This window comes from Modestobacter sp. SYSU DS0904 (genome assembly GCF_054051115.1).
Genome location: NZ_JBJHAQ010000022.1, coordinates 22939 through 42451, shown reverse-complemented (window position 1 = coordinate 42451; position 19513 = coordinate 22939). Strand labels below are relative to the sequence as shown.

Below are 19513 nucleotides of genomic sequence, written 5' to 3'. Positions count from 1 at the left end.
GCGGAGGGGCCAGGATGGAGCTGCTGACCGATCGGCGGGAGTCACCGTCGAACGCCTCGCAGAAGCTGCTCCAGGTGCTCGAGGCGGCGCTGGTGCAGGAGCGCTTCACCGACATCGTCGAGCACACGGGCCTTGCCAAGTCGACGGTGCATCGTCTCGTCGCGACCCTGGTGGAGGAGGGGTTCCTCTCCGGGGACGCGGAGCACGGATACCGGGCGGGCACGCGGTTCATGTCGTTGGCGGGCCGCGTGCTCACCGAGACCGACATCACCCGCGTTGCCCAGCCCGTGGTCGACCGCCTCGTCGCCGAGGTGGACTGCACGGTGCACGTCGGAGTGCGTGCGGGCGACGAGATGATCTACGTCATCCGTACCGACTCCTCGAAGCCCTACCGCATGCGCTCGCGCATCGGTCTGGCGATCCCCATGCACTCGACCGGCATGGGGAAAGCCGTGATGGCCACCTGGACCGACGACCAGGTGAACGACTACGCCGAGCGCACCGGGCTGCCGTCGCGCACGGCCGCGACGGTTCGGGATGTCGGCTCGCTCCGCAGCGTGCTCGACGTCGTGCGTGAGCGAGGCTTCGCGCTAGACCTGGGCGAGAACGAGGACGGCACCGTGTGCGTGGCGGCGGCGATCTACGACAGCACGGGCCGAGCCACGCACGGACTGTCGATCTCGTCGATCGCCCTCGAGCACCCCGGAACGTCCATCGAAGCGCTCGCCCCGCAAGCCAGAGCCGCCGCCGCCGAGATCTCGCGGCTGCTGGGTGCCCGCGGCGTCTGACGTGACGGGTGCGGGCCACCCGCTCCGTCGAGCACGAGATGGGCGGTCCTCGGGCGGGAGCTCCCAGCCCGGACGTCATGACCGGCTGAGCGATCACCCGTTCGGTGGTGCCATCGGCCGGCCGCAGGGCATCCGAGCCACGGAACCCGGATGGGCGTTTCATCGACGGCGGCGTTACGGTCGCCGCGTCGTGGACGGCCACGTCCGCGCTTCACGGGGGAGAACGTCATGCACGTGCTGGTGCGGGCTCGAATCGCCGCTGTCTTTGCCGCCGTTGTTCTCCTGGCCGCTCCCACCGCTGCGCAGGCGGCCGTGTATCCGGGGCCCAACGGGCCGCAGGACGTTCGCGGCGCGATCGAGGCGGAGTGGCTGCGGCTGGGCAAGGCCCCGGGCGAGCCGCTGACCAGTGAGGCGCCGCTGGCCAACCAGGGTGGGGCGTTCACCAACTTCACCCGCCAGGCGATCTACTGGTCACCCAACACCGGCGCCCACCCGGTCGGCGGGGCCTTCTACCAGTACTGGGCGGCCCGCGGCTGGGAGAACAGCTGGCTCGGTTATCCCGCATCCAATGAGATCCCACTCAATGGCGGAGTGCTTCAGCGTTTCCAGGGCGGCACCCTCTACTGGTCACCCAGCACCGGCGCCCACACGGTGGTCGGGGAGTTCTACACGCTCTGGGACTCCCTCAACTGGGAACGAGGGCCGCTTGGTTACCCCGCGTCGGCGCCGGCGCCCGCTGCGGCCGGTGGGACGTTCCAGCGGTTCCAGTACGGGGCGATCTACGAGCCGGACGTGTACCGGTCGATTCCGGATGAGCCGCACAGCGTCAGTGGTGCCTTCTACGGGTACTGGGCGGCCCGCGGCTACGAGCGTGGTCGGCTGGGTTACCCCACGTCGGAGGAGAACAGGTCCGGCGGGACGGTCTACCAGTTCTTCGACGGAGGGGTGCTGTACTTCTCGTTCTGCACCGGTCAGGTGACGGAGACGTACCCGGACTACTGCTGATCCGCGGCAACGGACGACACGAGTTCTCTGATGTGTTCGCGCCCGGCCTTCCTCGCTGTGCTCGCCGTGGCCCTGCTGGCCGGCTGCGGCACCGCTGCCGACGCGACGGCGCCAGCGGCCCCGACGTCACATGCGGCCGTCACCTGGGTCGGCCCCTCCGGATCGGAGGTCGAGTCCGAAGAGGCCGCGCGCATGGCGGTTGAGGCGGAGCGGGCCGAAGCCGAGAGGCTCGCGGCTCAGGCGGCGGCTGCACAGGCCGCCGCGGCGCTCCAGGCGGCTGCGGCGCAGCGGGCGGCCGAAGAGGCGGCCGCCGCACGGTCCGATGGGGCGGACGCAGCCGCCGACGGGGAGCTCGGAGGCTCCTACGCGGAGGACGATGGTCACGTCACCTCCGACCTCGAAGTCCGCTGCTCCGATGGGACCGCCACCGTCGAGGAGTGCTTCGGGCCGGGCTCTGACCTCGATGGCAACGGGATCGCCGACATCAACGAGTAGCTCGGGTCGCGTTGGCCAGGTCATCGTGGACCGCTGCCGCCTGGGTCTCTCGCTCCGCGCGGCCGACGTCGAGGACCTCCGGGTGGGCCGACCGGCTCAGGCCGTCAGCTGCCGGGAGCGCCGGCGGGCGTACCAGAACATGGCCGCGGCGAGCACCGGCGGAGCCGTCACGAAGGCGACCCGGAGGACGCGGATGACGTCGGCGACGGGCATCCCGGCCAGCTGGGCGATGACGTCGCTGGCCGCGCCGAGGGCGGTCACCACCGTGGGGACCACCAGCAGCGTCACGAAAGCCACCCGGGCGGGGGCGTGGAACGGGTGCTCGTGGAGGTCGAGCTCCGCGGGGCGGCGCCGGCGGAAGAGCAGCTCCAGCAGGGGGTAGAGGAGGGCCGCACCACCGAGGACCGCAGGCAGCAGCACCCCGCCGAGCAGCGGGTTGGTGATCGTCGCGCCGAGGACGGCGAACTCGACCGCGGGCAGGAGCAGGATCGCCCCCTCCATCGGGAACAGGTACCAGTCGGGGTACATGTCGTTGCCCGCGACGCCGGGCAGGAACGGGCCGATGTGCGTGACGTCGCCGAAGGGCACCAGCGTGCCGGCGAGCACCAGCAGGGCGCAGACCAGCGCCGCGAGCAGCCCCGCGCGCGACCGCAGCCCCACGCCGCTGGGCACGGCCACCACGAGCCGGCCGCCGGCCTCCCGCCGCCGGGGCAGGACGGTGTGCCGGTGGCGGACGACCAGCCAGAGGTGGACGGCCAGGCCCAGGACGAAGAGCACCGGCAGGATCAGGACGTGCAGCCAGAACAACCGGGGGACGACGTCGTCCACGTCGGGGCCGGCGAAGACCAGGTCGGCGAGCCCCCCGCCGACGTAGGGGATGCTCGCCGCGATCGAGTACCCGATCCGGACGCTGCTGCCGGTGACGACGTCGTAGACGAGGTTCTGACCGGTCCAGCCCAGCGCCAGGGCCAGGGCCAGCAGCACCAGACCGACCAGGTAGTTGGCGAACCGCCGTCCGCGGAAGGCACCGGCCAGCAGCACGCGCAGGAAGTGGAGCAGCAGGGTGGCCACGAACAGGTAGCTGGCCGCCCGGTGGACCCGGCGCAGCAGCAACCCCCCGGGCACGTCCTCGCTGATCGTGACCACGGACGAGAAGGCGGCGGGCAGCTCCCGGCCCGCGTACAGGGCGGCGGAGCCGTCGTACTCCACGAGCTCGGTGGACGGCTGGTAGAAGAACGTCAGGACCAGGCCGGTCAGGAGCAGCACCACGAAGCAGATGACGGCGACCGGGCCCAGCAGGAACGACCAGTGCGTCGGCACGAAGAGCTCGCGCACCCATCGGGGCCGGGTGGGGGTCTCCTGCACGCTCATCCACGCACCGGCCCGATCGGAGTGGTGAAACCGCTCGTCGCGATGAGGAAGCCGTCGCGGTCCACGCCGAGCGGCAGCTGGGGGAGCGGACGCGACGCGGGGCCGAAGGTGGGGACCGCTCCCCGCGCCGCGTCGAACGTGGCCTGGTGGCACGGGCAGAACAGCGAGTCGGTGTCCTCCTGGTACAGGCCGACGGGGCAGCCGGCGTGGGTGCAGATCTTGGAGTAGGCGACGAGGCGGTCCGCGACCACCCACTCCAGCACCGTGGGGGGCTCCGCATCCTGCGTCGCCAAGCGGGTCAGCACCACGGCCGCCAGGTCGGCACGGACCGCATCCTCGGGCCAGACGGTGCCGAAGCCACCCACCGGCACGTCCGCGGCGCGGATCCGCTGCCCCTCCGCGGTGACCAGGTGGACGCCGCGCCGCCAGGCCGTCCGCGGGCCGCTGTCGCGGCCGAGCCACCCGAGCAGCACCGCGCCGCCGAGAGCGACCAGGCCCAGCCCGCCGACGCCCCCGAGGACCCAGCGCCGGCGCACCGGGGTGCTCACGGCTGCCCTCGCCGCGGCCGCGACCGGGGCGTCACCCGCCCGGCGCTCGTCCGGCCAGACCAGCTCCCGGGCGACGGGCCCGCTGAGCCGGGCGACGAGGAACGCCGTGGCCAGGAGGGCGCCGGTCAGTGCGAGGCCCAGCGCCGCGGTCGGCCAGTCCAGGAACACCCCGGCGACGAAGGCCACGAGCAGGCCGGCGCCGACGGCGCCCACGCCCATCGGCACCGGGCGGCGCAGCCGGTTCCGGACGTCGGCGGGTGAGGACTCGGTCCCGGTCATCGCCGCGTGCCCTCCGTCTCCTCCGTCTCGTCCGCGGGCGGCCCCTCCGGGCGCACGGCCGGGCGCCGGCCTCGCCGGGCGACGACGAACAGCGTCCCGACCATGGCCAGGGCCAGCAGTCCGGTGAAGACGCCGCCGTACACCCGCCCGACGTCCGACAGGCCCAGCGGCGTCGTGTCCGCGGTCGAGAGGTCCTGCACGTAGGCGGCGATGTCGGCGGCGTCCTGATCGCTGAGCACCTCGTCGCCGAAGCGCGGCATCTCGAACGGGCCGACCCGCACGGCCTCCACGATCCCGGTGGCGTCGACGTCGGTGACCTCCGGCGCGATGGTCCCGTCGGCCGAGATCCCGCCGTTGCCCGCCGCGCTGTGGCAGGGTGCGCAGTTGGTCAGCCACAGCGGCTGCCCGCGGCCCGGGTCCCCGGCCCCCACCACAGGGATCCCGCCCTGCAGGTCGAACTCCCCGGCCATCCAGTCGACCACCGCTTCCCGCTCGGCGTCGGTGAGCTCGTCCTCCACGGCACCGACCGGCCGGTGCAGGATCGGCATCCGCCCGGTGCGGATGACCAGGTCGACGTAGGCGACCGGGAGGCCACGGAGGTCGGGCCCCGCTTCGACCCCGGTCCCCGGGATGCCGCTGCCGTCGTTGTTGTGGCAGATCCCGCAGTACCGCTGGTAGATCGTCCCGCCGGCCGCGACCTCCTCGGTCGGCGGCGCCGGCGCGGGTGCGGCCTCGACGGGAGCCGTCACCAGGGTGAGGCCCACGCAGGCCACGACCAGTGCCATGACCCGCAGCAGCCGTGCGGCGGTCGGTGTCCGGCGGCTCACGGTGACTCCAGCGAGTACAGGTAGGCGACGATGTCGTCGACGTCGTCGTCGGTGACCCCGACGTCGGGCATGAGGCTGCCGGGGTTGATCTCCTGGGGATCCTGGATCCAGCTCCGGAGGTTGTCGGGTGTGTTGGGGAGGGTGCCGGCGACGGTCCTCCGCTCCGCGATCGTGCCGAGCGGGGGCCCGACCCGTCCCTGGGGGCCGGCGACGCCGGGCACCTGGTGGCAGGCGACACAGCCGTACTGGCCGAGGAGGGCGCGGCCGGCCTCCACCGATCCCTCCGGCTCCCCGGTGGCGCTCGCGCACGCGCTCAGCGCGGCGACGGTCGCCGCCAGCACCCCGAGCCGCGCGCCCGGCAGCCGCCGCCCGGTCACCAGCACGGTCCGTACACGAGGACGGGGGGCAGCGCCAGTGCGATGAGACCGACCGCCAGCAGGTTCATGGTGAGCCCGATCAGCGCCAGCATCCGGTTGCGCGCGGGGCTGGGCACCGGGTCCCAGGCGCCGGCCGGGGGCGCGTCCTCCGGGTCGCGGCGGCGCCGCCACGGCAGCAGCGGCCGGACCTCGGGGCCGGGGACCGCGGTCGACTCCGACTGCGGCGGCAGGTGCCGCATCGCCCACCACGAGGCCCAGCTCGCGGCGGCAGCCACGACCCCGAGGACCACGGTGAGGACGACGAGGAAGACGGGGAGTGCCAGGCCCTCGGTGGGGCAGGCGGCCTCGATGAACCAGTAGCCGACGAGCAGGTGCAGCACCCAGGCCGCGGTGCCTCCGCCCACGCCGAACCAGAACAGGATCGGGCGCCCGGCGGGTCGCTTGGTCTCCGGGGTCGCGGCGGTCACCAGAACCTCGGCGTCAGGTAGAGGGTGGCGGCGACGACGATCCAGGACCAGACGACGAAGTACCAGTAGTGCGCGGCGGTCACCGTCATCTCCTGCTCACGCGGCCGCATGCCGCCGGACCGCACGCGCAGGAGCACGATGCCGAGGCCCAGCAGCGCCAGCGCGGCGTTGATGTGGTGGAAGCCGGCGAGGGCGAGGAAGAGGGATCCGTACAGGTCGCGTTGCGGGTCGATGTCGTTCGCGGAGTAGTCGGCGTACTGCACGAGGAGGAACGCCAGCCCCAGGGCGAGGGCGGCGGCCAGCGCCACGGGGACGTGGCCGGGGGCGCGCCCGGCCCGGGCGGACAGGTGGACCGCGGCCACCGGGACGGCGCTGAGGACCAGCAGCCCGGTGGCGACCGCCGTCAACCCCAGCGCGGGGGCGGGGGCCGGGTCGGGCGGCCAGGTGTCGAAACCGGCGCGCAGGTAGAAGTAGGCGAACAGCAGCGCCGCCAGCATCGACACCAGGACGAGCTGGAGCATCAGCATCCCCCACCACCCGGTGCCCCGGGCGATGTGCGGTGCCGGGCGGGGTGCGGTGTCCCCGGCGTGCCCGCTCGTCCTCACAGCTGGTCCTGCCTGTCCCAGATCCACGCCGCGCCGATGACGACGGCGGCCAGCACGCCGGTGAGGGCGACGGGGTAGACGTCGATCATCGTGCCGATCAGGGCCAGCGTGAGCGAGGAGGCCATCAGCAGTGGCCACCACGACTTCTGCGGCAGGGTGACCAGCTCTTCCGGCGCGGCGTCGAGGACGCTGGTGAGCGCCACCTGCCGCACGGGCGCGTGCGGTTCGCGCAGCTCGTCCTGCCAGGTGGCCGGGTCGTACTTCGGCCGGAACGGACGGGTGTCCCACAGCGGTGACCGGCTGGCGACCTCGGGGATGCCGCGGAAGTTGTAGGCGGGCGGAGGGGAGGTCGCGTACCAGTCCAGCGTCTCCCCGCCCCACGGATCGTCCCCGGCACGCTCCCCGTTGCGCGCCGACAGCACGACGTTCCCCAGCGTCATGAGCAGGCCGAGCGTGAGGATGACGGTGCCCCAGGTGGCGATGGCCTGGGTGAGCTCCCACCCCGTGTTCTCGGCGTAGGTGTAGAGGCGGCGCGGCATCCCCTGCAGACCGGTGATGTGCAGCGGGAAGAACGTGACGTTGAAGCCGATGAAGGTCAGCCAGAAGGCGACCTTGCCGATGCGCTCGTCGAGCAGGCGGCCGGTCATCTTCGGCATCCAGAAGTGGATGGCGGCCAGCACCGGGAAGAGGATGCCGCCGATGAGCACGTAGTGGAAGTGCGCGACGACGAAGTAGCTGTCGTGCGCCTGCTGGTCGAACGGCACGGAGGCGACCATCACCCCGGTGACCCCGCCGAGGACGAAGATCACGATGAAGCCGACCACGTACATCATGGGTGTCTTCCACACCGCCCGGCCCTGCCAGATGGTCGCGATCCACGCCGAGACCTGGATGGCGCTGGGGATCGGGATGAACAGGCTGGCCACGGAGAAGAAGGCCAACCCGAGCTGCGGGATCCCGGTGACGAACATGTGGTGCACCCACACGCCGAACGACAGGATGCCGATGGCCACGGTCGAGACGGCGATCAGGCTGTAGCCGACGATCCGGCTGCGGGCGAAGACGGGCACGATCGTGGAGATGATCCCCAGCCCCGGCAGCAGGATGATGTAGACCTCCGGGTGGCCGAAGAACCAGAAGAGGTGCTGCCACAGCAGCGATTCACCGCCGGCCGCCGGGTCGTAGAAGTGCGTGCCGACCTTGCGGTCCAGCTCGAGCAGCACGCTGGCGACCACCAGCGGCGGGAACGCGAAGATGACGGCGAGCCCCGTGACCAGCACGTTCCACGCCAGCAGGGGCATCTGGCTGATCTTCATGCCCGGGGCGCGGTTGCGGAGGATCAGCACCACCAGCTCGATCGCGCCCGCGATGGTGGAGATCTCCACGAACGTCACGCCCAGCAGCCAGAAGTCGATCGAGTTGCTCGGGGAGTACTCGGGCCCGGTGAGGGGGGTGTAGGCGAACCAGCCGCCGTCGGGGACCTGGCCGAAGAGGAAGCTGCTGTAGAGGAAGATCCCGCCGAGCACGTAGATGTACCAGCCGAACGCGGTCAACCGGGGGTAGGGCAGGTCGCGGGTGCCCAGCATCAGCGGCAGGAAGTACATGGCGAACGCCTCGCCGACCGGCACGGCGAACAGGAACATCATCGTCGTGCCGTGCATGGTGAACAGCTCGTTGTAGGTCTGGGCGTCGAGGAAGGTGCTCTCGGCGCTCCCGAGCTGCCAGCGCATCAGCACCGACTGGATGCCGCCCAGGCCGAAGAAGACGAATGCCGTGATCAGGAAGCGCTGGCCCACCTGCTTGTGGTTGAGCGCCGTGAACCAGCCCGCCGCCCCGGGCGGGGTGGCCCACGTCGCGGCCAGCCGGTCCTCGGTGGCGGCGGGATCCTGGAGTGCGGTCATTCCAGACTCTCCAGGTAGGCGAGCAGTGCCTGCAGATCCTCGCCCGCGAGGTTGTTCGGCGGCATGCGGACGCCCGACTTGAGGCCCTGCGGATCGAGGATCCAGCCCGCCAGGTTGCCCCGGTTGTTCTCGAGCATCCCGGCCGCGATGGTGTCGCGCGAGGCGAGGTGGGTGAGGTCGGGCGCGAAGTCGTCCCCCTCGCTCACGTCCTCGATCCGGTGGCACTGGCCGCAGCCCGCGGCCAGGTACACCTCGCGACCGGCCTCCTCCAGGTCGCTGTCCGGTTCGGCGGTGGCCTCCTGCAGCGCGAGCAGGTGGTCGGTGAACTCCTCCTCCGGTTGGGCGACGAGGACGAACTGCATGCGGGCGTGCTGGATGCCGCAGAACTCGGCGCACTCGCCGAGGTAGGTGCCGGCCTCGTCGACCTGGAAGGAGAGCGTGTTGGTCTGGCCCGGGAGCAGGTCCAGCTTGCCGGCGACCGGCGGGATCCAGAGGCTGTGGATCACGTCTGCCGACGTCATCTCCAGCCGGACGGGCCGGCCGACCGGGACGTGCACCTCGTTGGCCGTGACGACGTCGGCGTCGGGATAGTTCACCTCCCACCAGAACTGGTGCCCGACCACCTCGATGGTGAGCGCCTCCGGCGGCGCCGGTCGTGAGATGTCGACGCCCACGACCAGGCTGTAGGCGAAGACGGCGGGCAGGACGACGATCGGGACGATCACGCCCCACACGGCGATGAAGGCCTTGGCACCCCGGTTCGCGGCCCGCGGCGCGCGGCGCGCGCGGTGGCGGAGGGCGAACACCAGGAACACGACCGTGGCCAGCCAGAGCAGCCCGCCGAGAGCGATCATGAACCAGGTGAGACCGGCGATCTGCGCCGCTTCGGGACCCACCGGGTCGAGCACCGAGCCCGGTGCCGGTGCTGCCACGGGCACGAGTTCGGTAGGCACGCTCGCAACCCCCGTGGCGGATGGAACGGGCGCCCCCTGCGGCTTCCCGCGGTCCCTGCCGACCCTAGCGCCTGCGTCGCACGGCACAACCGCAGGCGGAGCGGCCCGGGTCGACGGCGCGGTGGCACGATCCTGTCCACGATGACCCCCTCCAGCAGCGCGTCCGACCGCCCCGGCGGCGTGGCCCCGCCCGCGTTGCACCTGGACCGGGTCGCGCACCGCTACGGGCACGAGACGGCGCTCGCGCCGCTGACGCTGCGCCTCGCGGCGGGTGCGGTCTGCGCCGTGAGCGGCGGGAACGGCGCGGGCAAGACGACGCTGCTGCGGATCGCGGCCGGGCTGATCGAGCCGACGTCGGGTTCCCGGTCGGCGGTCGGCCCCGCGCTGTACCTGCGCCCGGGGGCGGGGGCGCGCCGTGCCCAGCGGGTGGTCGACGCCGTGGCCTTCGCCGGAGCCCTGGCCGGACGCCGGGACCCGGCGTCCGACGCCGCCGAGGCGCTGGCCGCCTGCGACCTCCCGGCGGACCTGTGGGGGCGCGAGGCCGGACGGCTCTCCGCCGGCCAGCGCGCACGGGTGACCCTCGCCGTGGCGCGGGTGGTCTCCCCGGCGGTGCTGTGCCTGGACGAGCCGCTCGAGCACCTCGATGCCCCCGGCCGGTCGGCGGTCTGGCGGACCGTCGGGGACCTGACCGCCGGCGGCACCGCGGTCCTCGTGGCCGGGTCGGACGTGGGCGGGTCGGACGTGGGCGGGTCGGACGTGGGCGGGTCGGACGTGGGCGGCCACCTCGCCCCGGTGGACGCCCGCCTCGTCATGGTCTCCGGTGCGGCGACGGTGACCGGATGACCCACTCGTCCCGTGCGGTGCGGTCGCCGTCCGCCGGGAGCGCCCTGGGCGCGGTGGCCGTGCTGGTCCGGCGCGACGTCCGCATCGCGCTGGGCGGCGTCGACGCGCTGGCGTCCGTGCTGCCGTTCGTGGCCGCCGGCGTGGTCCTCGGTGGACTCGTGCTCGGCCCCGATCCCGCCGATCTCCGGAGGACGGCGCCGGGCCTGGTCTGGCTGCTGGTGCTCACCGCCGCCGTGCCGCTGGCCCGGCTGGTCGCGGCCGCCGAGCGCGACGACGACTGCTGGGACCTGATCCGCGGGCTCGTGCCACCGGGAGCCGTCTTCCTCGCGAAGGCCACCGTGCTCTGGATCGCGCTGGCGGCCACGTGGGTGACCGGGAGCGTGCTGGCGTTCCTCCTCCTGGACGGGCCGGTGACGATCGCCGGGTGCGCCGCGGCCGTCCTGGGGCTGGTGGGCGTCGCGGCGGGCACGACGGTGTTCGGAGCGCTGCTGGCGGCCTCCACCCGCGGGGCGGGCCTGCTGGCCGCGCTGGTGCTGCCCGCGGGGTTGCCCGCCCTCCTCGCCGGGACCCAGGCCACCGTCGCCGGATCGCCGCTGCCCTGGCTGCTGCTGCTGGTCGCGTACGACCTGGTCGCGGTGGCGGCCGCATGGGCCGTCTTTCCCTCGCTCGTGGAGGAGTGAGAGACTGGCCGGGTCCCGTTGAGCCACTGTTCCCGAGCCTGCCCGGTCGGGTGCCGGTCGACAGGAGGTGGAGCGCGTGCCGAGCACGTCGCTGCGCGGGGGCAGGATGCTCTCCGCCGCGGCCCTCCTGGCTGCCGTGGGAGCGCTCGTCCTCGGTCTGGTCGTGGCTCCGGAGGACGCCGTCCAGGGCAGCGCGCAGCGGCTGATGTACGTGCACGTGCCGGCCGCGTGGGTCGCCTACCTGGCGTTCGCGACGGTGCTGGTGTGCAGCGTCGCGTACCTCCTGCGCCGCGACCTGCGCTGGGACCGGTACGCGCAGGCGGCGGCGGAGCTCGGCGTCGGGCTGACCGCCCTGGCGATCGGGCTGGGCATGCTGTGGGGGCGCCCGGTCTGGGGTGTCTGGTGGACCTGGGACGCCCGTCTGGTCACCACCGCGGTGCTCCTGCTGGTGTACCTCGCCTACCTCGGCGTCCGGCGGCTGCACGATGACCCGCACGTCGCGGCCCGTCGCTCGGCGGCGATCGGCATCGTGGCCTTCCTCAACGTCCCGCTCGTGCACTTCTCCGTCGTGTGGTGGCGGACCCTGCACCAGCCGCCCACCGTGCTCGGCCCCGAGGGGAGCCCGCCGATCGACGCGACCATGGCCGCCGCACTGGCGACCGGCGTCGTGGCCTTCACCCTCGCCGCGCTGCTCGTCGTCCGCCGCCGTGTCGCGCAGTTGCGCCTCGATCCGTCGCACCCGGCCCCGTCGCCCGCCGCCGCACCCGCCGGGCCGTCGGGTGGCGAGGCCGCACCGGTCATCACCGTGGTGCCGAGGGCGGGCCGGTGAGCGCGGAACTGGCCGTCGCCCTCGGGTACCTGCTGACGCTGCTGGTGTGGTCGGGCTACGTGTGGGCCACCCGGCCCGGACGGACCGGCCGATGAGCCGGCCGGCGACGCGGCGGCGCGCCCTGTCGCTGCGCCTGCTGGTGGTCGTCGGTGCGGTGGCCGGCGCGCTGGCACTGCTCGGCGTCGGCGGGCTGGCCGACACGCTGGTCTACTACCGCACGCCCACGGAGCTGGTGGCGCAGCCGCCGGTCGAGGGGGAGCGGTTGCGGCTCGGCGGGCTGGTCCTCGCGGGGTCGCTGGAGCGCGTGGGCACGGAGGCGCGATTCACCGTCACCGACGGCGTCCAGGACGTCCCCGTGGTCTACGTCGGGGCGCTGCCGGCGGTCTTCGCGGAGGGCCAGGGCGCGGTGGTGGAGGGACGGCTGCGGCCGGACGGCGTCTTCGCCGGGGACCTCCTCCTGGTCAAGCACTCCAACGAGTACCGGCCGGTGGGGGAGGCCGGGTGACGTCGGTGCTGGGGACGGCCGCGCTGGCATCCGGACTGGTCCTGGCGGTCACGGCGGCGGCGGTCTGGGCCGCGGTCGCGCTCGGCCGCGGGACGCCCGAGTCGGCCAGGCGGCTGACCTACGCCGCGCTGGCGGCGGCGGTCGCCGCGGCCGTCGTCCTGGAGTGGGCACTGGTCACCCACGACTTCAGCGTCCGCTACGTCGCGGAGAACGGCGGACGCGCCGTGCCGCTGTACTACACGGTCACCAGCCTGTGGTCGGCCCTCGAGGGCTCGCTGCTGCTGTGGCTCGTCGTGCTCTGCGGGTACGCCGTCGCGGTCGCCCACCGCCCCGACGCGCGCGCCGCCGGGCAGCACCCCTGGGTGCTGGTCACGATCTCGGTGGTCGCCGCCTTCTTCTTCGCGCTGGCCCTGTTGGGCGGCAACGCGTTCGAACGCGTCTTCCCGGTCCCGGGGGACGGGCCCGGGCCCAATCCGCTGCTGCAGGACAACCCGCTGATGGGGGTGCACCCCCCGCTGCTCTACCTGGGCTACGTCGGCCTGGTGGTGCCCTTCGCCTACGCGGTCGCGGCGCTCGTCACCGGGGACACCGGGCGCGGCTGGCTGCTCGCCGTCCGCCGCTGGACGCTGGTGGCCTGGATCTTCCTGACCGTGGGCATCGTGCTCGGCGCGTGGTGGTCCTACGCGGTCCTGGGCTGGGGCGGGTACTGGGCCTGGGACCCGGTGGAGAACGCCTCCCTGCTGCCGTGGCTGACCGCCACCGCCCTGCTGCACTCGGCCATGGTGCAGGAGCGCCGGGCGACCCTGCGGGTGTGGAACGTCTGCCTGGCGGTGGCCGGTTTCGTGCTCGTGCTGGTCGGCACCTTCCTCACCCGCAGCGGCGTCGTGGACAGCGTCCACGCGTTCAGCCGGTCGTCGCTCGGGGCCCTGATCCTGGGCTTCCTCGCCGTCGTGCTGGTCACCGTCGCGGTGCTGCTGGTGTGGCGCGCCGACCGGCTCGGCCCGGACGGCACCCTGCACGCCGGCCTGTCGCGCGAGACGGTGTTCCTGGGCAACAACGTGCTGCTGGTGGGGCTGGCGTTCACCGTCCTCCTCGGCACCCTCTTCCCGGTGTTCGCCCAGCTGGCCGACGGCCGGCAGGTGTCCGTGGGACCGCCCTACTTCAATCAGATGGCGGTGCCGGTCGCGCTCGCCGTGCTGCTGCTGATGGCCGTCGGCCCCCTGGTGTCCTGGGGCGGCGACTCGATGCCGTCGCTCGCCCGGCGGGTGGCGGTCCCGGCCGCGGTCGCGCTCTCCCTGGTGACGGTGCTCGTCCTCCTCGGTGTGCACGGGGCGGCACCGCTGGCCGCCTTCGGCCTGGCCTGCTTCGTGCTCGCCACCTCGCTGCGGCTGGTCGGCCAGGGCGCCCGGGTCGTCCGGCGGGCCACCGGCCGGTCGTGGCCGCGGGCGCTCGTGGAGGCCGGGCGCCGGAGGCGGCGGCTGTACGGCGGCCTCGTGGTGCACGTCGGGGTGGCGGTGGCCGCGGTCGCCATCGCGGCGTCCTCCTCATTCGCGACGGCGACCGAGCAGCGCGTCGCGGTGGGCGAACGGGTCGAGGCAGCCGACTGGGCGGCGCGGCTGGAGTCGGTGGACCGTGGACGGACGGCGCAGGAGATGCGCGTGGCCGCCCGGCTGACGCTGACGGAGTCCGGGGACGAACGGGGCACGGCCACGCCCGAGCTGCGGACCTTTCCCGCCCACGGCATCACGGTGGCGTCCCCGGCGATCCGCTCCACCCCGCTGGGCGACGTGTACCTGACCGTCACCGAGGTCGACCCGGACGGCGGCTGGGCCCTGATCCGGATCGCGGTGAACCCGCTCGTGTCCTGGCTCTGGCTCGCCGGGGGCATCATGGCCGCCGGCGCCGTCCTCGCTGGCTGGCCCGGCCGACGCCGTGCGCCCCGGGAGGACGCGGCGGGGGACCGCCCGGCACTCGCCGCGGGGCAGCCATGAGCCGGCGCGGGCGCCGCTGGTGGCTGCTCGTGCCGGCGCTGCTGGCGGCCCTGGCGCTGACCGTGCCGCTGGCCCTGGCGCTGGGCCGGCCCGGCGCGGCGGCGCCCGCGGCGATCCTGGACCGGCCGGCGCCCGCGCTGTCCGGGCCCACGCTCGACGGTGGCCACGTCGACCTGGCCGACCTCCGCGGATCGGTGGTCCTGGTCAACGTCTGGGCCTCCTGGTGCGCCCCGTGCCGCGAGGAGATGCCCCTGCTGGACCAGGTGGCGCGGGAATGGGAGCCGCAGGGCCTGCGGATCGTGGGCATCGACGTGAACGACGACGACGACGCGGCCCGGCGTTTCCTCGCCGGGCTCGGTGGGACGTCGTTCCCCAGCATCGCCGACGCCGACGGCCGGCTGGCCCTGGAGTGGGGGACGGCCGGAGTGCCCGAGACCTTCGTCGTCGACCGCGACGGCACCGTCGTCGCCAAGCGGTTCGGGGCGGTCACCGCCGCGTGGCTCGCCGAGGAAGTGCTCCCGCGATTGGGGCAGGGATGAGCGGCCGGCTGCGGATCCTCGCCGTCGTCCTGGCGGTGGTCGCGCTCGTCGCCGCGCTCTGGTGGCGGCAGGACACGATCGACCGGGCCGACCCGGCGGCGACCGCCCGTGAGGTCGCCGCGGGCCTGCGCTGCCCCACCTGCGCCGGTGAGTCGGCGGCCGACTCGGCGGCACCGGCGGCGCGGGCGATGCGCGCGGTCATCGCCGAGCGCGCTGCGGCCGGGGAGGGGCCCGACGAGATCCGCGGCTACTTCGTCGAGCGGTACGGGGAGTGGATCCTGCTGGACCCGCCACGTCGGGGCGTGGGATGGGCGCTGGTCGTCCTGCCGGGAGTGGCGCTCCTGGGCGGCGCGCTCGCGGTGGGGGTCCTGGTCGCGCGCCGCCGGCCGGCCGGGCGTCCGTCGCTGACCGACGCCGAGCGGGGCAGGGCGGAGGCTGCGGTCGCCGCGGCGCGGGAGCGTCCCGGCGGGCTGACCGGCTCCGGGGACGAGGAGCGGCTGGAGGCGGCTCTGCAGCTGCTGGACGACGTCCGTTCCGATCCGGGGCGCACCGCGCCGGCTCCGGGGATCGAGGACGAGCTGCTGGCCGAGATCCTGCGGCTCTCCTCCGCCCGGCCGGAGGGCACGCCCGCGACGACGACCGGGGACCCTGGCGGCGCGTCGACCCCCACGGCCACCCGGGCGGGGCCGGCCGCCCGGGGGCCGCGGCCGGCCGTCGTCGTGCCGGTGGTCGTGGTCGCCGCGGCGTGCGTCGTCGCGCTGGTCGCCGTCCCCCGGGCACTGGAGTCACCCGGCGCCCGGGCCGGGGACGCGGCGGCTGCGCAGTCCGCCACGGCCGCCGGAGGGGCAGGGGGATCCGAGGCCGCCGACGAACTGCTCCGGCAGGCGCGGGCCCTCGACGACGCCGGCCGCTTCGCCGAGGCGGTCACCGCCTACCGCGCGGTCCTGGAGGAGCGGCCGCAGGACCCGGGCGTGGTGCTCGCCCTCGGGTTCGCCCTGGTCCGCGACGACCGTCCGGCAGAGGCGGTGCCTCTCCTGGAGTCGGTCCTCGCGGACGCCCCCGAGCACCCGGAGGCCCTGCTGATCCTGGGGACGGCGGAGCACGCGCTGGGGGACGACCGGGCGGGGACGACCCTGCGGCGCTTCCTGGAGCTCGCCCCGGACCACCCCGCCGCCGCGGCCGTCCGGACGTTGCTGGACGTGCCGTGACCGGGCGCGTCCCGCGCCCCGCACGGGCGCTGGCCTCCGTGGCCGTCGTGCTGGCCCTCGGCGGCTGTGCCGACGACCCACCGCAGCCCGCGGCGGGGCCGCCGGCCGCCGAGCAGCGCGTCGGGCTGACCGAGTGGGAGATCGTCACCGAGGGACGCCCGTTGAGTCCGGGCAGCGTCCGTCTGCTCGTCACCAACGCCGGGGCCGCGCCGCACGACCTGGCCGTGCGCGTGGACGCCGACGACCGGGCCGTCACGCCGGTGCTCGACCCCGGCGAGACCCACGAGCTCAGCTTCACCGCGGCCACCGGCGAGCGGATCGAACTCTGGTGCACGGTGACCGGCCACCACGCCGCGGGCATGCACACCGTCCTCGACGTGGCCGCCGGGGGGAACGGGCCATGAGCAGCCCGGGACCGCCGGCGGAGTTCCTCGCGCACCCGGCCGGTGCGTCGGGGACCGGGCAGTACCTGACGATCGCCGTCCTCGGGCTGGCCGCGTTCGGCTACCTGTACCTGCTCGCCTGGTCGGCACCACGCCGCCGCACGCCCTGGACGGCGGTCGGGCCCGGCGCGGCCTGGCTGCTCGGGCTGGTCGCCCTCGGCGTCGCGCTGGCGTCGCCGCTCGAGCGCCTCGCCGAGGACTCCCTCCTCGCGCACATGCTCCAGCACCTGCTGCTCACCATCGTCGCGGCCCCGTTGCTCGTGCTCGCCGACCCGGTGCCCCGCGTCCTCGCCGTGCTCCCGGCTGCCGCGCGGTCCGCGGTCGTGCCGCCCTGGTCGGCGATCGTCCGGCGGGCCCGCCATCCTGCCGTCGTCCTCGGGACGGCGGTGGGCTACCTGGCCGTGGTGCTCCTCTGGCACCTGCCCGGCGCCTACGAGGCGGCGGTGCGCTCGGAGGCGGTGCACGTGGTCGAGCACCTCACCTTCCTGGCCGCCGCGGCGGTCTTCTGGTGGTGCGTCCTGCGGGTTCCGCGCCGGCGCCTCGGGCAGCTGGTCGCCGGCCTGGTCGCCGTGCTGATCCCGGCGTTTGGGGAGGCCGCGCTCGGAGGCGTCATGATGCTGTCGTCCACCCCCTGGTACGGGGTGTACGTCGAGACGGCGGCCACCCACGGTTTCGACCCCGTGGCCGACCAGCAGGTCGCCGGTGCCGTCCTGTGGGCCGCCGGCACCCCGGTCTACCTGCTGGCCGCCGTGCTGCTGGTCCTGCGGCTGGTCCGCTCGATGCCCGCGGACGAGGCCCTCCCCCCGGTACCGCCCATGCCCGACGACGCCGGAGCCTCGACCGCGCTCGCGCGGGGTCGGTGATCCCTGCGGTCGGTCTCAGGGCGCCGGTCGCGGATGGGATGCCGTCGCGACCTGGACGTCGCGCTGCAGTCCGGCGACCGCCTGTTCGGGCACCGGCGGCCAGGCCCGGCGCAGTTCGGCCCTCGCGCCGGCGGCCAGGGCGCCCGCACCACCGGCGTACAGCGCGGTCGCGACCGCCGCCGCCGCAGGCGGCGACAGCCGGCGTTCCAGCAGTCGCAGGAGCAGGCCGGCCGAGCTGCCGATCGCCAGCGCGCCGAGCGCGCCTGCTCCACCCAGCATGGCCCCGGCCCGCCCCGCCGAGCGCGCCTTCGCCGCCAGTTCGTCCTGGGCCTGCCGGAACTCCTGCCGCACCAGCGCGGTGAGGTCGGCGCTCAGGGATTGCAGCAGGTCGGCGGGCGAGTTGCTCTCGGTCATCGCGATCCTCCCGGGTCGACGGTGCGCGGGAAAGCGTGTGCGTCGTCGCGCCGTACCCCTCGTCGGGCCGGTCAACCGGCCCGGGGGGAGGGCCTCCCCTCGGCAGGGGTGGCCGCGATCAGCGGGGGCGCCTCCCGGACACCGAACACGTCCCGCAGCGCGACGCGGGCGGCGTTGTCGCCGCACATGCCGTGGACGGCCGGCCCCGGCGGTGTGGCCGCCGAGGCGAGGTAGGTGCCGGGCACCGGGGTCCGGTAGGGGTTCCAGCGGGGTACGGGGCGGGCCAGCATCTGCCACATGGAGGCCTCGCCGTTGGAGATCTCCCCGCCCACGTCGTTGGGGTTGTACACCTCCAGCTGCCGCGCGTCGGTGGTGCGCCGCTCCACGACGACGTCGCGGAAGCCGGGCGCGAAGCGCTCGATCTGCGCCTCGATCCGCCGGCTCATGTCGACGTCGGAACCGTGCGGGACGTGGGCGTAGGCCCACAGCACGTGCCCGCCCTCCGGGGCGCGGGTGCGGTCGACGACGGTCGGCTGGACGGCGATGACGAACGGCCGGTCGGGATCGCGGCCCTTCGCCGGAGCGGACTCCGCCTCGACCGTCTCCTCCAGCGTCCCGGACAGGTGCACGGTGCCGGCCCGGCGGACGTCGGGGTTGGTCCACGGCACCGGGTCGGACAGCACCCAGTCCATCTTGAACACCCCGGGCCCGTGCCGGTACCGGGCCACCCACCGCCGGTAGCCCTCGTGCACGCGAGGGCCCGCCATGCGCACGAAGGCCTCCGGGGTGGTGTCCAGCAGGACCGCCGGCACGTCGTCGAGCTCGCCGAGATCGGTGACGTCGTGCCCGGTGACCACCTCACCGCCCTGCTCCTGGAGGGCGAGGACCATCGCATCGGCCATCCGCTGCGACCCGCCCTCCACCACCGGCCAGCCACGGTGGTGGGCGAGCATGCCCTGCAGGAGCCCCAGGCCGCCGGTGATCGCGCGGGTCAGGTCCAGCGTGCCGTGCGCTGCCGCGCCGGCCAGGAGCGCGCGGGGCTCCTCGGTGCCGAACCAGCGGCGGGTGAGCCAGCGGACGTTCGGCACGCCGTTGACCGCGAAGCTCGCCATCGCCGGGAGGCCGCGGGTGGGCACCCGGCGCATCGCGCTGGAGAGCAGGTAGTCGACCAGCGCGTCCCCGTGCTCCGTCAGCGGACCCAGGAGACGGCGGTAGGCGGCTGCGTCGGTGCCGAAGCCTGCGGCGGTCTCCTCGACCGACGGCCTGGCCACCGCCGCCCGGCCCCCGTCGAGGGGGTGGGCGTACGGGATCTCGGGATGGAGGAGACGGACGCCGCGGGAGGCCAGGTGGAACTCCCGGAAGAACGGGGACGCGGCGGCCATGGGGTGCACGGCGGCGCAGATGTCGTGGACGTAGCCGGGCCGGATGGACTCGGCCGACCGGATGCCCCCGCCCGGGGTCGCGGCGCACTCGAGCACCTGGACCCGGAGGCCGGCGGCGGTCAGCCGCAGCGCTGCGGCCAGTCCGTTCGGGCCCGAACCGACGACGACGGCGTCCGGCTTCCCGTTCATCCCCCCATGCT

22 protein-coding genes are annotated in these 19513 nt (G+C 74.4%); 12 read left to right on the top strand and 10 right to left on the bottom strand.

The window, feature by feature from the left end:
- The first annotated feature begins 14 nt into the window (after window positions 1-14).
- From ACI79U_RS14520 to ACI79U_RS14510, 3 genes are all read left to right on the top strand, one after another.
- Window positions 15-788, top strand: coding sequence for an IclR family transcriptional regulator (locus tag ACI79U_RS14520; protein ID WP_457069557.1), 774 nt, complete (start codon window positions 15-17; stop codon window positions 786-788).
- Window positions 789-1016: 228 nt separating this feature from the next.
- Complete coding sequence (locus tag ACI79U_RS14515) at window positions 1017-1793, top strand: LGFP repeat-containing protein (RefSeq protein ID WP_457069555.1); 777 nt, start codon at window positions 1017-1019, stop codon at window positions 1791-1793.
- A gap of 66 nt (window positions 1794-1859) precedes the next feature.
- Window positions 1860-2288 carry a hypothetical protein gene (locus ACI79U_RS14510; RefSeq protein WP_457069553.1) on the top strand — a complete coding sequence of 143 codons (429 nt, stop codon included), beginning with the start codon at window positions 1860-1862 and terminating at the stop codon, window positions 2286-2288.
- A gap of 96 nt (window positions 2289-2384) precedes the next feature.
- Here the strand turns inward: ACI79U_RS14510 and ACI79U_RS14505 are convergent, their stop codons facing one another.
- The 8 genes from ACI79U_RS14505 to coxB form a co-directional block, all read right to left on the bottom strand.
- A complete protein-coding gene (locus ACI79U_RS14505; protein ID WP_457069551.1) occupies window positions 2385-3659 on the bottom strand; it encodes a cytochrome b N-terminal domain-containing protein in 1275 nt (424 codons plus the stop codon).
- Entirely contained in the window at window positions 3656-4486 is an 831-nt protein-coding gene (locus tag ACI79U_RS14500) for a QcrA and Rieske domain-containing protein (RefSeq protein ID WP_457069549.1), read from the bottom strand. Before ACI79U_RS14500 ends, ACI79U_RS14505 begins: the two co-directional genes overlap by 4 nt.
- The gene (locus ACI79U_RS14495; protein WP_457069547.1) at window positions 4483-5313 is read right to left on the bottom strand and encodes a c-type cytochrome; all 831 of its coding nucleotides are present in this window, start codon (window positions 5311-5313) and stop codon (window positions 4483-4485) included. The genes ACI79U_RS14500 and ACI79U_RS14495 overlap by 4 nt, the downstream gene beginning before the upstream one ends.
- On the bottom strand, window positions 5310-5690 hold the full coding sequence (locus tag ACI79U_RS14490; protein ID WP_457069545.1) for a c-type cytochrome: 381 nt from the start codon (window positions 5688-5690) through the stop codon (window positions 5310-5312). Before ACI79U_RS14490 ends, ACI79U_RS14495 begins: the two co-directional genes overlap by 4 nt.
- Window positions 5687-6157, bottom strand: a complete 471-nt coding sequence (locus ACI79U_RS14485) for a hypothetical protein (RefSeq protein ID WP_457069543.1) — start codon at window positions 6155-6157, stop codon at window positions 5687-5689. Before ACI79U_RS14485 ends, ACI79U_RS14490 begins: the two co-directional genes overlap by 4 nt.
- Window positions 6154-6678 (bottom strand): cytochrome c oxidase subunit 3, encoded by a 525-nt coding sequence (locus ACI79U_RS14480; RefSeq protein ID WP_457069541.1) that lies wholly within the window; start codon window positions 6676-6678, stop codon window positions 6154-6156. Before ACI79U_RS14480 ends, ACI79U_RS14485 begins: the two co-directional genes overlap by 4 nt.
- Before the next feature lie 80 nt (window positions 6679-6758).
- Window positions 6759-8663 carry a cytochrome c oxidase subunit I gene (ctaD, locus tag ACI79U_RS14475; protein ID WP_457069539.1) on the bottom strand — a complete coding sequence of 635 codons (1905 nt, stop codon included), beginning with the start codon at window positions 8661-8663 and terminating at the stop codon, window positions 6759-6761.
- On the bottom strand, window positions 8660-9595 hold the full coding sequence (coxB, locus tag ACI79U_RS14470) for a cytochrome c oxidase subunit II (RefSeq protein ID WP_457069537.1): 936 nt from the start codon (window positions 9593-9595) through the stop codon (window positions 8660-8662). Before coxB ends, ctaD begins: the two co-directional genes overlap by 4 nt.
- A gap of 162 nt (window positions 9596-9757) precedes the next feature.
- On the opposite strand from coxB, the gene ACI79U_RS14465 reads away from it, so the two are divergent.
- The 9 genes from ACI79U_RS14465 (at window position 9758) to ACI79U_RS14425 (ending at window position 17517) form a co-directional block, all read left to right on the top strand.
- Window positions 9758-10459 carry an ABC transporter ATP-binding protein gene (locus ACI79U_RS14465; protein WP_457069535.1) on the top strand — a complete coding sequence of 234 codons (702 nt, stop codon included), beginning with the start codon at window positions 9758-9760 and terminating at the stop codon, window positions 10457-10459.
- Entirely contained in the window at window positions 10456-11139 is a 684-nt protein-coding gene (locus ACI79U_RS14460) for a heme exporter protein CcmB (RefSeq protein ID WP_457069533.1), read from the top strand. The genes ACI79U_RS14465 and ACI79U_RS14460 overlap by 4 nt, the downstream gene beginning before the upstream one ends.
- Window positions 11140-11215: 76 nt before the next feature.
- The gene (gene ccsA, locus ACI79U_RS14455; RefSeq protein ID WP_457069531.1) at window positions 11216-11968 is read left to right on the top strand and encodes a cytochrome c biogenesis protein CcsA; all 753 of its coding nucleotides are present in this window, start codon (window positions 11216-11218) and stop codon (window positions 11966-11968) included.
- Window positions 11969-12059: 91 nt separating this feature from the next.
- Window positions 12060-12473: a cytochrome c maturation protein CcmE gene (locus ACI79U_RS14450; RefSeq protein WP_457069529.1), complete on the top strand. Its 414-nt coding sequence runs from the start codon at window positions 12060-12062 to the stop codon at window positions 12471-12473.
- Window positions 12470-14464, top strand: a complete 1995-nt coding sequence (locus ACI79U_RS14445; RefSeq protein WP_457069527.1) for a heme lyase CcmF/NrfE family subunit — start codon at window positions 12470-12472, stop codon at window positions 14462-14464. The genes ACI79U_RS14450 and ACI79U_RS14445 overlap by 4 nt, the downstream gene beginning before the upstream one ends.
- Window positions 14461-15003 (top strand): TlpA family protein disulfide reductase, encoded by a 543-nt coding sequence (locus ACI79U_RS14440; RefSeq protein WP_457069525.1) that lies wholly within the window; start codon window positions 14461-14463, stop codon window positions 15001-15003. The genes ACI79U_RS14445 and ACI79U_RS14440 overlap by 4 nt, the downstream gene beginning before the upstream one ends.
- Window positions 15000-16211, top strand: coding sequence for a cytochrome c-type biogenesis protein CcmH (locus ACI79U_RS14435; RefSeq protein WP_457069523.1), 1212 nt, complete (start codon window positions 15000-15002; stop codon window positions 16209-16211). Before ACI79U_RS14440 ends, ACI79U_RS14435 begins: the two co-directional genes overlap by 4 nt.
- Window positions 16208-16615, top strand: coding sequence for a hypothetical protein (locus ACI79U_RS14430; protein WP_457069521.1), 408 nt, complete (start codon window positions 16208-16210; stop codon window positions 16613-16615). The genes ACI79U_RS14435 and ACI79U_RS14430 overlap by 4 nt, the downstream gene beginning before the upstream one ends.
- Window positions 16612-17517 (top strand): cytochrome c oxidase assembly protein, encoded by a 906-nt coding sequence (locus ACI79U_RS14425; protein WP_457069519.1) that lies wholly within the window; start codon window positions 16612-16614, stop codon window positions 17515-17517. The genes ACI79U_RS14430 and ACI79U_RS14425 overlap by 4 nt, the downstream gene beginning before the upstream one ends.
- Window positions 17518-17532: 15 nt before the next feature.
- On the opposite strand, the gene ACI79U_RS14420 is transcribed toward ACI79U_RS14425, so the two are convergent.
- Together ACI79U_RS14420 and ACI79U_RS14415 are read right to left on the bottom strand one after the other, a co-directional pair.
- Entirely contained in the window at window positions 17533-17931 is a 399-nt protein-coding gene (locus ACI79U_RS14420) for a phage holin family protein (RefSeq protein ID WP_457069517.1), read from the bottom strand.
- A gap of 71 nt (window positions 17932-18002) precedes the next feature.
- A complete protein-coding gene (locus ACI79U_RS14415; RefSeq protein ID WP_457069515.1) occupies window positions 18003-19502 on the bottom strand; it encodes a phytoene desaturase family protein in 1500 nt (499 codons plus the stop codon).
- Window positions 19503-19513: the final 11 nt, after the last annotated feature.

Bases quoted from the DNA above. Each gene is read 5' to 3' on its own strand.
- ACI79U_RS14520 (WP_457069557.1), top strand. From the start codon at position 15: ATGGAGCTGCTGACCGATCGGCGGGAGTCACCGTCGAACGCCTCGCAG.
- ACI79U_RS14515 (WP_457069555.1), top strand. From the start codon at position 1,017: ATGCACGTGCTGGTGCGGGCTCGAATCGCCGCTGTCTTTGCCGCCGTT.
- ACI79U_RS14505 (WP_457069551.1), bottom strand. From the start codon at position 3,659: ATGAGCGTGCAGGAGACCCCCACCCGGCCCCGATGGGTGCGCGAGCTC.
- ACI79U_RS14500 (WP_457069549.1), bottom strand. From the start codon at position 4,486: ATGACCGGGACCGAGTCCTCACCCGCCGACGTCCGGAACCGGCTGCGC.
- ACI79U_RS14480 (WP_457069541.1), bottom strand. From the start codon at position 6,678: ATGCTCCAGCTCGTCCTGGTGTCGATGCTGGCGGCGCTGCTGTTCGCC.
- ctaD (WP_457069539.1), bottom strand. From the start codon at position 8,663: ATGACCGCACTCCAGGATCCCGCCGCCACCGAGGACCGGCTGGCCGCG.
- ACI79U_RS14465 (WP_457069535.1), top strand. From the start codon at position 9,758: ATGACCCCCTCCAGCAGCGCGTCCGACCGCCCCGGCGGCGTGGCCCCG.
- ACI79U_RS14460 (WP_457069533.1), top strand. From the start codon at position 10,456: ATGACCCACTCGTCCCGTGCGGTGCGGTCGCCGTCCGCCGGGAGCGCC.
- ACI79U_RS14450 (WP_457069529.1), top strand. From the start codon at position 12,060: ATGAGCCGGCCGGCGACGCGGCGGCGCGCCCTGTCGCTGCGCCTGCTG.
- ACI79U_RS14440 (WP_457069525.1), top strand. From the start codon at position 14,461: ATGAGCCGGCGCGGGCGCCGCTGGTGGCTGCTCGTGCCGGCGCTGCTG.
- ACI79U_RS14435 (WP_457069523.1), top strand. From the start codon at position 15,000: ATGAGCGGCCGGCTGCGGATCCTCGCCGTCGTCCTGGCGGTGGTCGCG.
- ACI79U_RS14425 (WP_457069519.1), top strand. From the start codon at position 16,612: ATGAGCAGCCCGGGACCGCCGGCGGAGTTCCTCGCGCACCCGGCCGGT.
- ACI79U_RS14420 (WP_457069517.1), bottom strand. From the start codon at position 17,931: ATGACCGAGAGCAACTCGCCCGCCGACCTGCTGCAATCCCTGAGCGCC.
- ACI79U_RS14415 (WP_457069515.1), bottom strand. From the start codon at position 19,502: ATGAACGGGAAGCCGGACGCCGTCGTCGTCGGTTCGGGCCCGAACGGA.